The following is a 12,993-nucleotide window of genomic DNA, read 5'->3' on the forward strand; positions in this document are numbered from 1 at the left end:
AGATGTGCCGCCCACTTTTAGCGGACAGCACACGAAACCCAGACACTGTATAAAAAAACAGTGGTTTTGGCAAGCGCGATTCTCATGCGAACGCGCATTTTTACCGTCGCGCTGCCCAAACCACCCACAATAATTTTCGGAGACCGCTGTGCGCCGGAGACACCTTCGGTGCCGGCAAGGCCAGGTTGGCGCATCATGCGAATTCTGATTGCCGAAGACGACAGCATACTCGCGGACGGTCTGGTTCGATCACTCCGCCAATCGGCCTATGCGGTCGATCACGTGAAGAGCGGCGTGGAAGCCGATACCGCGCTGTCAATGCAGACGTTCGACCTATTGATTCTCGATCTGGGCCTGCCGCGCATGTCCGGACTCGAGGTGCTGCGGCGTCTGCGCGCGCGCAATTCCAACCTGCCAGTGTTGATCCTGACCGCCGCGGACAGCGTCGACGAACGCGTCAAAGGTCTCGACCTCGGCGCCGACGACTACATGGCGAAACCCTTCGCGCTGAACGAGCTCGAAGCGCGCGTGCGCGCGCTGACCCGCCGCGGCGCGGGCGGCGGCCCCACGGTCGTGCGGCACGGCTCACTGTCGTTCGACCAGGTTGGCCGGATCGCCTATGTGAACGACCAGGTGATCGACCTGTCGGCGCGCGAACTCGGCTTGCTCGAAGTGCTGCTGCAAAGGATCGGCCGGCTGGTGTCGAAGGAACAGCTCGTCGACCATCTATGCGAATGGGGCGAGGAAGTCAGCAACAACGCAATCGAGGTCTACGTGCACCGTCTGCGCAAGAAAATCGAGCCGAGCGGCGTGCGCATCATCACCGTGCGCGGCCTTGGCTACTGCCTCGAAAAGGCGGCGTCGCCCGCGAGCGCGAGTGCGGCCGCCACGCCCGCTTCCACCGAGCCCGATCCGCCCGCCTCGCCGCCGTCCGGCGCGATGCCGGCAAGTCACCACTATAAATAGAGGAAGAGGACGCCCATGTCCGCACGCGCAGATCGCGCCACGGCGCACGCGGCGGACCTCGACGAAGCGCGCGACGAGCGCTACGCCAATCCGTTCGCCCCGCCCGACGAAACCGAAGCCGCCGCCGAAGCGCGCCCCCGCTCGCTGTTCGGTGAGATTCTCGACTGGATGCTCGCGCCGCTGCTGCTGCTCTGGCCGATGAGCCTCGCGGTCACCTATCTGGTCGCCAAGTCGATCGCGAACGGCCCGTTCGACCGCGCGCTCGAAACCGACGCCTACGTGCTCGCCCGCCAGATTCATCCGGTCAACGGCGTGGCGGAGCTGTCGCTGCCCGACTCCACCCGCGACTTTCTGCGCGCCGACAACGTCGACAGCGTGTTCTATCAGGTGCTCGGCACGCGCGGCGAGCTGGTGAGCGGCGAGCACGACATGCCCTTGCCGCATGAAGAGGACCGGCCGCAGCCGGGCATCGTCGAATTCCGCGACGACGTGCTGCGCGGCAACGATATCCGCGTCGCTTACACGACCGTCGAGTTCCCGCAGACGCCGGGCGCGCAGCCCGTGCTGGTGCAGGTCGCCGAAACGCTCGACAAGCGCAGCCAGCTTGCCAACGACATCATCAAGGGCGTGATCCTGCCGCAGTTCGTGATCCTGCCGCTCGCGATCCTGCTGGTGTGGTTCGGCCTGTCACGCGGCCTCGAGCCGCTGCACGCGCTGCAGGCGCACATCCGCTCGCGGCGCCCGGACGATCTGTCGCCGCTCGAAGCGCGCCGCGCGCCGCCGGAAATCGAGCCGCTGGTGACTTCCTTCAACGATCTGCTCACCCGGCTCGAACAGAACATGGAACTGCAGAAGCGTTTCATCGCCGATGCCGCGCATCAGATGAAGACGCCGCTCGCCGGCCTGCGCACCCAGGCCGAGCTGGCGCTGCGTCAGGACGTGTCCGAGGAAGTGCACCGCTCGCTCGAACAGATCGCCACCAGTTCGGAGCACGCCGCGCGGCTCGTCACGCAGTTGCTGGCGCTGGCGCGCGCGGAAAACCGCATGTCGGGACAAATCTTCACGCCGGTCGAGGTGGGCGAGGTTGCGCGCAGCGCCGTGCGCGACTGGGTGCAAGCCGCGCTCGCCAAACAGATGGACCTGGGCTACGAGGCGCCCGACGAGCCCGTCGAGGTCGACGGCAATCCGGTGATGCTGCGCGAAATGCTGTCGAACCTGATCGACAACGCGATCCGCTATACGCCATCGGGCGGGCGCATCACCGTCCGGGTAAGGCACGACGCCGCGGCGCGGCTCGTGCACCTGGAAGTCGAAGACACAGGCCTCGGCATTCCGGTCGCCGAGCGCTCGCGGGTGATCGAGCGGTTCTACCGGATTCTCGGCCGCGAAGGCGACGGCAGCGGCCTTGGACTGGCTATCGTCCGCGAAATCGCGACCATGCACGGCGGCGAGCTGACCATCGACGACAACGTTTATCAGACCTCGCCGCGGCTGGCCGGGACGCTCGTGCGTGTCAGTTTGCATGTGCATGAGCGGGGCGGGACTTACCCTAACGCGGCTTGAGCCTCGAAACCATGCGGGCGCTATTTTGAGATAATTTACGCGTACGTTGGACTCCGTTAGCACAAATTTGCCAAGCTTTGCCCGAATTTGGCAGGCACCGGGTGCTCCGTCATTTCACCCCGCCACGTCAGTACGCCGTAAGTTTCCACTCCAATAATCGGTTGCACGGGAACGCCTTTGCTGGCGATCCGCGTGCATATCAATATTGGAGACGACATATGGCTACCGTAGGCGGGCAAATCTCGCACGTGCCGATGACGCGCGAGGAGAAGCGGGTGATCTTCGCATCGTCGCTGGGTACGGTTTTCGAGTGGTACGACTTCTATCTGGCCGGCTCGCTCGCGGCCTTCATCAGCAAAAGCTTCTTCTCCGGCGTCAATCCGACCGCCGCTTTCATCTTCACGCTACTCAGCTTTGCCGCGGGCTTCGCGGTCCGGCCTTTCGGCGCGATCGTGTTCGGCCGGCTCGGCGACATGGTCGGGCGCAAATACACGTTCCTCATCACGATCGTGATCATGGGTCTGTCGACGTTCCTCGTCGGCTTCCTGCCGGGCTACGCGGCGATCGGCATGGCCTCGCCGGTGATCTTCATCGCAATGCGGATGCTGCAAGGCCTCGCGCTCGGCGGCGAGTACGGCGGAGCCGCGACCTACGTGGCCGAACACGCGCCGGCGGGACGCCGCGGCTTCTACACCGCGTGGATCCAGACGACCGCCACGCTCGGCCTGTTCCTGTCGCTGCTGGTGATTCTCGGCGTGCGCACGGCGATGGGCGAAGACGCGTTCGGTGCCTGGGGCTGGCGCATTCCGTTCATCGCGTCGATCATCCTGCTGGGTATTTCGGTGTGGATTCGTCTGCAACTGCATGAATCGCCGGTGTTCGAGCGCATCAAGGCTGAGGGCAAGACCTCCAAGGCGCCGCTGTCCGAAGCATTCGGCCAATGGAAGAACCTGAAGATCGTGATTCTCGCGCTGATCGGCCTCACCGCCGGCCAGGCCGTGGTCTGGTACACCGGCCAGTTCTACACGCTGTTCTTCCTGACGCAGACGCTGAAGGTCGACGGCAGCAGCGCCAACATCATGATCGCGATCGCCCTGTTGATCGGCACGCCGTTCTTCCTGTTCTTCGGCTCGCTGTCGGACCGCATCGGCCGCAAGCCGATCATCATGGCCGGCCTGCTGATCGCCGCGCTCACGTACTTCCCGCTGTTCAAGGCGCTGGCGCACTACACCAACCCGGCTCTGGAGGCCGCGACCGCGCGGGCTCCGATCGTCGTGATCGCCGATCCCGCGCAGTGCTCGTTCCAGTTCAACCCGGTCGGCACGGCCAAGTTCACCAGTTCCTGCGACATCGCGAAGAGCGCGCTCTCGCGGGCCGGTCTGAACTATGAGAACGTCGCGGCGCCGGCGGGCACGCTGGCGCAGATCCGGGTCGGCGATACGGTGGTCAACACGTTCGAAGGCCACGCCGCCGATGCGAAGGAGCAAGGCAAGCTGTTCGACAAGACGCTCGCCGCGACGCTGAAGGCGGCCGGCTATCCGCCGAAAGCCGATCCGTCGCAGATCAACTGGCCGATGACCGTGGTGATCCTGACGATCCTCGTGATCTACGTGACGATGGTCTATGGTCCGATTGCGGCGATGCTGGTGGAAATGTTCCCGACGCGCATCCGCTATACGTCGATGTCGCTGCCGTATCACATCGGCAATGGCTGGTTCGGCGGCTTCCTGCCGGCCACGGCCTTCGCGATCGTCGCGGCGAAGGGCAACATCTACTCGGGGCTGTGGTATCCGATCGTCATCGCTTTGGTCACCTTCGTGATCGGCATACTGTTCGTCCGGGAAACCAAGGACTCGGACATCTACGCAAAGGACTGACAGTAGTTGACGGACCGGCAACTTGAAAAAGTTGTGCGCCGGGGGTTGACAGCCTCCGGCGCGGTCAGCATAATCTCGCTTCTTTCGGCGAATTAGCTCAGTTGGTTAGAGCGACGGAATCATAATCCGCAGGTCCGGGGTTCGAGTCCCTGATTCGCCACCAGCATCACTCGCAAGGCCCGCTTCTCTTAACCGAGAGCGGGCCTTTCGTTTTGCCAAGACGGTTTTGCGACGGCGGATCGGTGCGTGAGTTGAGTCCGCTGTACAAAGGCCCGTCACTCACGATCTGTTACCATCCCTGAACCGATGTTTTCAACGGAGTGAGTTATCCTCCCTGCATTGATTCTTCGCCAGTTGCAAAAAGCCGCTGCCCCTCAAGGTTCAGCGGCTTTTTTATTTTGGCTTTCCCGATCGCAACTTCAAGGAGGTTTCTTGATGACGTTCCGCACCGCCGCACTCGCCGTAGCCACCGCTTCCGTCGCGCTCGTAGGCGCCACGTCCGCGCTGACCGCTCACGCGCAGACTCCGCCCGACAGCCAGTGGCGCGCCAGTCCCATCACCCTGTCCACCCTGCTGCAGGACGGCTACAAAATCGTTGCCGTTGTGAACGGCGCGCACGGCAATGCCGGCCCGGCCGACACCATTTTTGTCCAGCGCGATCAAAGCGCTTTCAAATGCATCGACCCGCAACAGCCGGACGCGAGAACGAAAACAGCCATCGCTCCACCCGCGTGTTTCGAACTGGTCCCGCCATCGGGAACAGCACCCGCCACCGATTCGAAGTAACGGTAAAAGTGAACGAGCCCGCGCGCTAACCAGCGCGGGCAAGCACCCCACCGCACGTACGCATCACCGATCCACCAGCCGGCTCAAATTGCCGCGCACGCGCTGCAATAGCGCGATCAATTGCGCCGCCTCTTCATCGGTGAAACCGTTGAGCGCTTCGAGCGCGACTTCATCGCCCACCTTGCGCGCCTTGCCGAGCGTGCGCTCGGCCTTCGGCGTCATACGCACCTGGTACTCGCGCCGATCCCGCGGATTGGCGATCCGTTCGATCCAGCCGCCCTCCGCCATCCGATCCAGCAAACGGCCCGCCGAAATCGGCGCGACTTCGAGCAAATCCGCAAGCCGCGCCTGATTGATGTCGCCGTAATGCGCGAGATAGGCCAGCACGCGGCACTGCGCGCGCGTGAGATCGACCGAGGATTTCGCGAGGTCGTCGAAACGCTTGCCTGCCAGCCGGCCGACGTCGGAAACCAGAAAGCCGAAGCGCTCTTCGAGTTGGGTTTTCATGTGCGGATTATACGAAAGCCTTTCGACATCCAGCGTCATGGCGGACGCAATTCAGCCTCCGCGTAACTCCCGATGGTGGCGATCCATCACGGGGATATAATAAGCATGCTTACTATATCGACGACCCCGATCCCCATGTCCTCCGTTTCCTCGCCGGCGAGCGCAGCCACGCCGCTCAACCGGCCGATGATCACCATCTCGATCATGCTCGCGACGCTGATCCAGACGCTCGACAGCACGATCGCCAACGTGGCGCTGCCACATATGCAGGGCGCACTGTCCGCGTCGCAGGACGAGATCACGTGGGTGCTGACCTCGTACATCGTCGCCGCCGCGATCGCCACGCCGCTCACCGGCTGGCTGTCCGACCGGCTGAGCGTGAAGCGCCTCCTGATCTTCGCGATCGGCGGCTTCACGGTATCGTCGGCATTGTGCGGGTTGTCGGAAACGCTCACGCAGATCGTCGCATCGCGTTTGCTGCAAGGGATTTTCGGCGCGTCGCTGGTGCCGCTGTCGCAGTCCATCCTGCTCGACATCAACCCGCGCGAAAAGCAGGGCCAGGCGATGGCGGTGTGGGGCATGGGCGTGATGGTCGGACCGATTCTCGGACCGACGCTCGGCGGCTGGCTTACCGACAGCTACAACTGGCGCTGGGTGTTCTTCATCAACGTGCCGGTCGGCGCGTTCGCGCTGTTCGGCGTAGCCACCTTCCTGCCCTCACGCGAGCCGAAACACGACGTCAAGTTCGACGCGTTCGGCTTCATCACACTGGGTCTCGCGATCGGCGCGTTGCAGGCGATGCTCGATCGCGGCGAACAGCTCGACTGGTTCTCATCGACCGAGATCGTCATCGAGTCGCTCGTCGCCGCGGTCAGCTTCGCGTTCTTCCTCGTGCATACGGCAACGGTCGGCGAGACCTCGTTCTTCAAATACAAGTTGCTGAAGGACCCGAACTTCGCGACCGGCACCTTCTTCATCTTCGTGATCGGCGCGGTGATGTACGCGACGCGCGCGCTGCTGCCGCCGATGCTGCAAAACCTGATGAACTATCCGGTCGCGACCACTGGGCTCGTCACGGCGCCGAGCGGCGCGGGCACGATGATCGCGATGCTGTTCGCGGGGCGGCTGTTGAAGCGGGTGGACGCGCGGCTGTTGCTGCTCGCCGGCTTCCTGATTTCGGCGTTCGCGTTGTGGCAGATGATGCACTACACGATCGTGCTGTCGCCGTCGGACATCGTGTGGCCGGGCGTGATCCAGGGCTTCGGGCTCGGTCTCGTGTTCGTGCCGCTGAGCGCGCTGACCTTCTCGACGCTCGCACCGGAACTGCGCGCGGACGGCACCGCGACGTACAGCCTGATGCGCAATATCGGCAGCAGTATCGGCATTTCGATCGTGCAAACGCTGATGACGCGCAACACTCAGATCTCGCACGCGGATCTCGCGGCGAACATCACGCCGTTCAATCCGGCGATCCAGCCCATGCTCGGCAACGGCTCGAGCTACGACATCGCGGCACTGAATGCGTCGATCACGCAGCAGGCGTCAATGATCGCCTATCTGAACGACTTCAAGCTGATGTTCATGGCGACGCTGCTGGTGATCCCGCTGCTGCTGTTGATCCGCCCGTCGCGCAAGGCGCCGGACGCGTCGGTCGCGCATGCGGCGATGGATTGATCGTTCATCCCTCGATCCGCCCGCGCGTCACCCCGAGCAACGACGCCATCGCCGCGCGCGCGGCGGCGCAATCGCGCTCGCGAATCGCGTCGAACACCGCCGTATGCTCGGCCAGCGACGCGTTGAAGACCTCCGCGCGTTTCGCATTCAGCCGCAGCTGCGCTTCGAGCGTGCGCTCGATCAGCGTGCCGAGCGGAATCAGCAATTCGTTGCTGCACGCGGTCAGCACGCTCAAATGAAACTGCAGATCGGCCCGCACCCACTCGTCGACATTGCGCGCCGCCGCCATCGCGGCGTGCGCGTCGGCCAGCGAGCGAAACGTGTCGTCCGTATATGAGGCTGCGGCGAGGCTCGCGGCATACGGTTCGATCATCTCGCGCATTTCCTGCAGCTTGAGCGCAAACGTCATCGGCTCGGCGACGCGCGAGTACCAGTCGAGCAGATCGACATCGAGCAGATTCCACGCGGGCTTCGGCCGCACGCGCGTGCCTACGCGCGGCCGCGATTCGATCAGCCCTTTCGAGGTCAGCGTGCGCAGCGCCTCGCGCAATACCGTGCGGCTGACGCCGAACGAATCCATCAACTCGGCCTCGCGCGGCAGGATCGAGTCGGGCGCATAGTCGCCGCGCAGAATCGCGGTTGCCAGCAGATGGGCAACGCGCCCATGCAGATCGTGCTGAATAGCTTTCTCCCAGCGGCCTTGCGGCGTCATTCAAATCGGAACCGCGCCCCGGACGAGCGTGGACCGGCCGCCCCGACTTGCCAGGTCCGCCGCGTAGACGCCGTCCGGCTCTGAACATCCTCCGGTCACTATTTGGCAAATAATACTATTAATAGTACTTAAATGCGATTTTGTTGTAGCATGTGAATCCTCGAAATATTTCGCAGACGCCCAAGCCGCAAGGAGACTCACACCATGAAAATCACCAAGCTCGAAACCTTCATCGTTCCGCCGCGCTGGTGCTTCCTGAAGATCGAGACTGACGAAGGTATCGTCGGCTGGGGTGAGCCGGTGGTCGAAGGCCGCGCGCACACGGTTGCGGCCGCGGTGGAAGAGCTGTCCGACTATCTGATCGGCAAGGACCCGCTGCTGATCGAAGACCACTGGCAAGTCATGTACCGCGCGGGCTTCTATCGCGGCGGCCCGATCACGATGAGCGCGATCGCCGGCGTCGACCAGGCGTTGTGGGACATCAAGGGCAAGCATCATGGCGTGCCGGTGCATGCGCTGCTCGGCGGCCAGGTGCGCGACAGGATCAAGGTCTACTCGTGGATCGGCGGCGACCGTCCGAGCGACGTCGCGAACAACGCGCGAGCTGTGGTCGAACGCGGCTTCAAGGCCGTGAAGATGAATGGCTCGGAAGAACTGCAGATCATCGACACCTTCGACAAGGTGCAAGGCGTGATCAACAACGTCGCGGCGGTGCGCGAGGCGGTCGGACCGAATATCGGCATCGGCGTGGACTTCCACGGCCGCGTGCACAAACCGATGGCGAAGGTGCTGGCCAAAGAACTCGACCCGTACAAGCTGCTCTTCATCGAAGAGCCGGTGCTGTCGGAGAACGCCGAAGCGCTGCGTGACATCGTCAACCAGACCAACACGCCGATCGCGCTGGGCGAGCGTCTGTACTCGCGCTGGGACTTCAAGCACATTCTGTCGGGCGGCTACGTCGACATCATCCAGCCGGACGCGTCACACGCTGGCGGGATCACCGAGTGCCGCAAGATCGCGTCGATGGCCGAAGCGTACGACGTCGCGCTCGCGCTGCATTGCCCGCTCGGCCCGATCGCTTTGGCAACCTGCCTGCAGATCGATGCGGTGAGCTACAACGCGTTCATCCAGGAACAGAGCCTCGGAATTCACTACAACCAGGGCAACGACCTGCTCGACTACATCAAGAACCCGGAAGTCTTCAAATACGAAGACGGCTTCGTGTCGATTCCGCAAGGCCCCGGCCTCGGCATCGAGGTCAACGAAGAGAAAGTGCGCGAGATGGCGAAGGTCGGGCATCGCTGGCGCAACCCGGTGTGGCGCCACGAGGACGGCAGCGTCGCCGAATGGTAAATGCGTGAATGCATGCCGCCTGCGGGCGGCATGTTTATTTACGTTGCGACGGCTCGCCCGACGATCCACTCGCGTGTCACGGTGACGTGACGGGGGCCGTCGCAGTCACGTGGCATCCCGGGCCAAACCGGCCGAAACACGGGGCTCCCAAGCCCCTTCCCTGCCCCGCCTCATCTCGCGCAAAGCCTTATCCACCAGGGCTTTCAAGCTGTTTGTTCGGCATCAGACATACGCATGGCCCTCTCCTTGCTGAAATGCCTGCAAACAACATGCAGCGGGGAACATCATGGGCGAATTCCTGCCGGACTATCTCATCCGGGAACAGGCGGCCGTCGGCGCGCTGGTCGGGTTCGGCGTGCTGCGCATCTTCGGCGCGGTGCTCGCGTTCGAACGCGGCTGGCGCATCTCGGTGGTTGAAAAATGCTTCGTCGCCGCCGCGTTCGTCTATTGCCTGCCGCAGCTTTTCGACCTGCTGACGCATCTGTACGGCTCGCGCGCTGCCGGCGCCGAACTCGAAGGCAAGGCTGCGGGCTGCGCGATCGCGCTCTTCTGTGCGCCGATCGTCGGCCATCGGCTAGGGCTGGAATAAGCGGGCATGTCGGGCGGACTACTTCCCGCGCGGTTGGCAAAGCGATTCGCGAAACCGGCGTCTCGCGCGGGCGTCGAGTTGAAGCTCCGCTGCGGCGGACGCCCGATGACCGCGACATGGAGCGGCCCGGTGCTATTTGCGCCGGGCAACTGGCTGATCTGCCAATGGTTCAGCGACGCCGGCGAACTGCAGCAGGAGATGTTTGCGGAAGAGACCCTGGAAGGGACGGACCGGGTCGCACGGTACTCGTCGATTAAAGAGCAGTAGCGGATCTGCTGGCCACCGCCACGCGACCGTGTGCATTGCGCCGCACGCTCTTGCTGTGTGGCGTTTTTTTATGTGGAGGGTGCTTGTTGCAAAGGTGAGCGATGTGCGTCGCGCGCACTGGGGAGGCAGGCAGTGAAGTACGGCCAGCAAGGAAGCTTGCCGTACGAACCTTCGCTCAGGACCCTAGCGTCGGATGCACAGACGCTTGTGATTCGAACACAGCGCCCTCGGGCTGCAGCAAGCCGTGCGGCCTCACTCAACGCAATGCACCGCGCCGCCGCCCGCTTCAACCCAGCGCCGCGAACCCCGGCACGCTATGCGACAGTACGGCCGCCGCGGCAAACGCACCGATCATCGCCAGTGCTTCCAGATACAGCACATTGACGAAGGTATGCGCATCCATCGTCGATGCGGTCCGGCGCAGACGCGGCAGCGCGAGGAACCGGTTGAGTCCGCCGAGCACCAGCGCCAGCGCGACGAGCACGAGTTTCAGCGTCAGCACATGGCCCCACGTGCTGAACTGAATCGCTGCGAGCGAGCCGCCTGAGCCGCGCACCGCATTGAAGATGCCGGACAGCAGCACCAGCCCGACCGCCACCACCGACATATTCGACACCTGGGTCGCGGTGCGGATCAGCATCCCGCGCGCGGTCGAAGCGCCAAGCGCCGGCAGAACCGCGAGCCCCGCCGCCATCGCCAGCCCGCCCCACACGGCGGTGACGAGCACGTGCAGCGTTTGCATGCCGATCGCCGCCGAGGCCACGCCGGCATCGGCCGCATGCCCGAGCGACGCCTTGCCCGCGGCGATCGCGATCACCGCCAGCCACAGCAGCGCATTGCGCAGCATGCCCGGCTGACCGGTCAGAGCGGTGCCGAGCAGCACCAGCGCGCCTCCGAACGCGACACTCCAGCCGTAGCCGACATGCGTTTGCGTGAGCACGGTTGGCACCACGCCGAACGCGGCCGGCAGCGCGACGCCGCTCATCGACGCCGCCTGATACAGCAGCCAGCCGAGGTCGGCGAGCACCAGTACGACGCTGGCGGTCAGCATGGAACGATGCGCGCGCAGCCAGGCCGGCCGCGCCGGCGAGATCTGCTGCCGGGCGTCTTTCGCGAGCCACGCGCCGAGCAGCGCCGAACCGACGGCGAACGCAAACGCGACATTCATGAGCGCGGCCATCGCGACCTGCCCGATCCACAGTCCGTCGATGCTCATTTGACGTCGAACGCGAAGTCGCCTTGGGTACGGTGGCCGTCCGTGGCAACCGCGATCCAGTGCACCGCATAGCGGCCCGCGCTCAACTGCGGCAACGGCAGGCGCATGACCTTGGGATCCTGCTTGTCGACTTCCGCTGCAGCGGGGGCTGCGGCCTTGCCGCTCGCATCGGCAAGCGTGATCTTGCTGAAGGCCGGCTCGAGCGGCTCGGTGAAATGGATCGTGACGGCGGCGGCCGCCGCGACTTCGGCGTTGGCCGCCGGTTCGCTCGATGCCAGATGTGCATGCGCAAACGCGGCGGACGTCACAACCAGCGCCGCGGCGCCGAACATCAACGCACGTAGCACCGGACGGGAAAATTGGAATAGCTTCATGTAAGGCCGATAGCGGATGAACAGGAAAACGATGGCTCGAACCGGGACACGCCCGGCTCCGGGAGCGGCGGGCAAGCCCGGAAGTGTACGCTTCGATGGTTCTCGCGGACATCGGTTCAACCTGCTTTCTCGAACGGCATGCCGCGAGTCGCGCTGGCGGCGTGGAACGCGTCGCTAATTTTGAGATGACGCAAAGACCCCACGAAGGGCAATTGCGCGTCAAACTGTCGCATGGCTGTCACACCCCGGAACCTTCTCGCCTGTGGCAAATAGTCACCATCACCCTTCGATGATAGAATGCTGCGTCGCCGCAGCGCCGGCTGCCCTTCACACCGAGCCGCTCGAAGTTCGGTCAGGTCCCCGATTTTGATGGAGTTACGCGTGTCTTCAAGACGCCTTTTCCGCCCGTTGCTCGCCCTTCTGATGATCGGCTTCGCGGGTGTCTATAGCGCTGCGAAAGCGCAGACTCAACCGAAGGCCCCTGATACGATGGAAGCGCGCGTGCAAGGGTGCACGGCCTGCCACGGCACTCATGGGCAAGGTACCGACAACGACTACTTCCCACGCCTCGCGGGCAAGCCGGCCGAGTACCTGTTCAATCAGCTGCAGAACTTCCGCGACGGGCGTCGCAAGTACCCGCCCATGAATTACCTCGTCACGTATCTTTCGGACGACTACCTTCACAAGATCGCCACCTACTTCTCGCAGCAGCGTCCGCCGTATCCGCCGCCGGCCAAGCCGACGGTGTCGCCGGCCACGCTCGCGCGCGGCCAGCAGCTGGTGCTGAACGGCGACGCATCGAAGCAGATCCCGGCTTGTGTGGCTTGCCACGGCAAGGCTTTGACGGGTATGGAACCGGCTATCCCCGGTCTCGTCGGTCTGCACTCCGATTACATCAGCGCGCAGCTCGGCGCATGGCGCTCGGGCTCGCGTCACGCCATCGCGCCTGATTGCATGCACACCATCGCCACGCGCCTGACCGACGAAGACGTGAATGCCGTTGCTTCATGGCTTTCCACGCAGCAGGCCCCACAAAACCCCGTGCCGGCTCCGGCCCGCTCGATGAAGACTCCGCTTGCCTGCGGCAGCGAACCGCAATAAGGCACCGG

General features: G+C 64.0%; 13 protein-coding genes and 1 tRNA gene. 10 read left to right on the forward strand and 4 right to left on the reverse strand.

Features of this window, described 5'->3' with window-relative positions:
* Positions 1 to 195: 195 nt before the first annotated feature.
* The 5 genes from P0D89_RS12065 (at position 196) to P0D89_RS12085 (ending at position 5,192) form a co-directional block, all read left to right on the forward strand.
* Positions 196 to 966 (forward strand): response regulator, encoded by a 771-nt coding sequence (locus P0D89_RS12065; RefSeq protein ID WP_408356054.1) that lies wholly within the window; start codon positions 196 to 198, stop codon positions 964 to 966.
* A gap of 15 nt (positions 967 to 981) precedes the next feature.
* The gene (locus P0D89_RS12070; protein ID WP_408356052.1) at positions 982 to 2,529 is read left to right on the forward strand and encodes a sensor histidine kinase; all 1,548 of its coding nucleotides are present in this window, start codon (positions 982 to 984) and stop codon (positions 2,527 to 2,529) included.
* Between the two features lie 218 nt (positions 2,530 to 2,747).
* Positions 2,748 to 4,406: an MFS transporter gene (locus tag P0D89_RS12075; RefSeq protein WP_408356050.1), complete on the forward strand. Its 1,659-nt coding sequence runs from the start codon at positions 2,748 to 2,750 to the stop codon at positions 4,404 to 4,406.
* An 86-nt stretch (positions 4,407 to 4,492) separates the two neighbouring features.
* Positions 4,493 to 4,569 (forward strand) — tRNA-Met (locus tag P0D89_RS12080).
* Between the two features lie 272 nt (positions 4,570 to 4,841).
* Positions 4,842 to 5,192 carry a hypothetical protein gene (locus P0D89_RS12085; protein ID WP_408356182.1) on the forward strand — a complete coding sequence of 117 codons (351 nt, stop codon included), beginning with the start codon at positions 4,842 to 4,844 and terminating at the stop codon, positions 5,190 to 5,192.
* Between the two features lie 63 nt (positions 5,193 to 5,255).
* Here the strand turns inward: P0D89_RS12085 and P0D89_RS12090 are convergent, their stop codons facing one another.
* Positions 5,256 to 5,699, reverse strand: coding sequence for a MarR family winged helix-turn-helix transcriptional regulator (locus P0D89_RS12090; protein WP_408356047.1), 444 nt, complete (start codon positions 5,697 to 5,699; stop codon positions 5,256 to 5,258).
* Positions 5,700 to 5,834: 135 nt separating this feature from the next.
* Here P0D89_RS12090 and P0D89_RS12095 point away from each other — a divergent pair, with 135 nt between their 5' ends.
* Positions 5,835 to 7,373: a DHA2 family efflux MFS transporter permease subunit gene (locus tag P0D89_RS12095; RefSeq protein WP_408376623.1), complete on the forward strand. Its 1,539-nt coding sequence runs from the start codon at positions 5,835 to 5,837 to the stop codon at positions 7,371 to 7,373.
* Between the two features lie 4 nt (positions 7,374 to 7,377).
* On the opposite strand, the gene P0D89_RS12100 is transcribed toward P0D89_RS12095, so the two are convergent.
* Positions 7,378 to 8,085, reverse strand: a complete 708-nt coding sequence (locus tag P0D89_RS12100) for a FadR/GntR family transcriptional regulator (protein ID WP_408356043.1) — start codon at positions 8,083 to 8,085, stop codon at positions 7,378 to 7,380.
* A gap of 204 nt (positions 8,086 to 8,289) precedes the next feature.
* Here P0D89_RS12100 and dgoD point away from each other — a divergent pair, with 204 nt between their 5' ends.
* The 3 genes from dgoD (at position 8,290) to P0D89_RS12115 (ending at position 10,294) form a co-directional block, all read left to right on the forward strand.
* On the forward strand, positions 8,290 to 9,438 hold the full coding sequence (gene dgoD, locus P0D89_RS12105) for a galactonate dehydratase (RefSeq protein WP_341314358.1): 1,149 nt from the start codon (positions 8,290 to 8,292) through the stop codon (positions 9,436 to 9,438).
* Positions 9,439 to 9,724: 286 nt separating this feature from the next.
* Positions 9,725 to 10,027, forward strand: coding sequence for a hypothetical protein (locus P0D89_RS12110; RefSeq protein WP_408356040.1), 303 nt, complete (start codon positions 9,725 to 9,727; stop codon positions 10,025 to 10,027).
* A gap of 6 nt (positions 10,028 to 10,033) precedes the next feature.
* Positions 10,034 to 10,294, forward strand: a complete 261-nt coding sequence (locus P0D89_RS12115) for a YodC family protein (protein ID WP_408356038.1) — start codon at positions 10,034 to 10,036, stop codon at positions 10,292 to 10,294.
* A 286-nt stretch (positions 10,295 to 10,580) separates the two neighbouring features.
* Here P0D89_RS12115 and P0D89_RS12120 read toward each other — a convergent pair whose 3' ends face one another.
* Together P0D89_RS12120 and copC are read right to left on the reverse strand one after the other, a co-directional pair.
* A complete protein-coding gene (locus P0D89_RS12120) occupies positions 10,581 to 11,510 on the reverse strand; it encodes a CopD family protein (protein ID WP_408356036.1) in 930 nt (309 codons plus the stop codon).
* A complete protein-coding gene (copC, locus tag P0D89_RS12125; RefSeq protein ID WP_408356034.1) occupies positions 11,507 to 11,884 on the reverse strand; it encodes a copper homeostasis periplasmic binding protein CopC in 378 nt (125 codons plus the stop codon). The genes P0D89_RS12120 and copC overlap by 4 nt, the downstream gene beginning before the upstream one ends.
* Before the next feature lie 369 nt (positions 11,885 to 12,253).
* Between copC and P0D89_RS12130 the strand changes: the two genes are divergently transcribed.
* Entirely contained in the window at positions 12,254 to 12,985 is a 732-nt protein-coding gene (locus tag P0D89_RS12130) for a c-type cytochrome (RefSeq protein ID WP_408356032.1), read from the forward strand.
* Positions 12,986 to 12,993 lie beyond the last annotated feature (8 nt).

The sequence above is a fragment of the Paraburkholderia sp. RL18-085-BIA-A genome, from assembly GCF_046027075.1.
GTDB lineage: Bacteria > Pseudomonadota > Gammaproteobacteria > Burkholderiales > Burkholderiaceae > Paraburkholderia.

Coding starts and splice junctions, on each gene's coding strand:
- P0D89_RS12065 (WP_408356054.1), top strand. CDS start 196: ATGCGAATTCTGATTGCCGAAGACGACAGCATACTCGCGGACGGTCTG.
- P0D89_RS12070 (WP_408356052.1), top strand. CDS start 982: ATGTCCGCACGCGCAGATCGCGCCACGGCGCACGCGGCGGACCTCGAC.
- P0D89_RS12075 (WP_408356050.1), top strand. CDS start 2,748: ATGGCTACCGTAGGCGGGCAAATCTCGCACGTGCCGATGACGCGCGAG.
- P0D89_RS12085 (WP_408356182.1), top strand. CDS start 4,842: ATGACGTTCCGCACCGCCGCACTCGCCGTAGCCACCGCTTCCGTCGCG.
- P0D89_RS12090 (WP_408356047.1), bottom strand. CDS start 5,699: ATGAAAACCCAACTCGAAGAGCGCTTCGGCTTTCTGGTTTCCGACGTC.
- P0D89_RS12095 (WP_408376623.1), top strand. CDS start 5,835: ATGTCCTCCGTTTCCTCGCCGGCGAGCGCAGCCACGCCGCTCAACCGG.
- P0D89_RS12100 (WP_408356043.1), bottom strand. CDS start 8,085: ATGACGCCGCAAGGCCGCTGGGAGAAAGCTATTCAGCACGATCTGCAT.
- dgoD (WP_341314358.1), top strand. CDS start 8,290: ATGAAAATCACCAAGCTCGAAACCTTCATCGTTCCGCCGCGCTGGTGC.
- P0D89_RS12110 (WP_408356040.1), top strand. CDS start 9,725: ATGGGCGAATTCCTGCCGGACTATCTCATCCGGGAACAGGCGGCCGTC.
- P0D89_RS12115 (WP_408356038.1), top strand. CDS start 10,034: ATGTCGGGCGGACTACTTCCCGCGCGGTTGGCAAAGCGATTCGCGAAA.
- P0D89_RS12120 (WP_408356036.1), bottom strand. CDS start 11,510: ATGAGCATCGACGGACTGTGGATCGGGCAGGTCGCGATGGCCGCGCTC.
- copC (WP_408356034.1), bottom strand. CDS start 11,884: ATGAAGCTATTCCAATTTTCCCGTCCGGTGCTACGTGCGTTGATGTTC.
- P0D89_RS12130 (WP_408356032.1), top strand. CDS start 12,254: ATGGAGTTACGCGTGTCTTCAAGACGCCTTTTCCGCCCGTTGCTCGCC.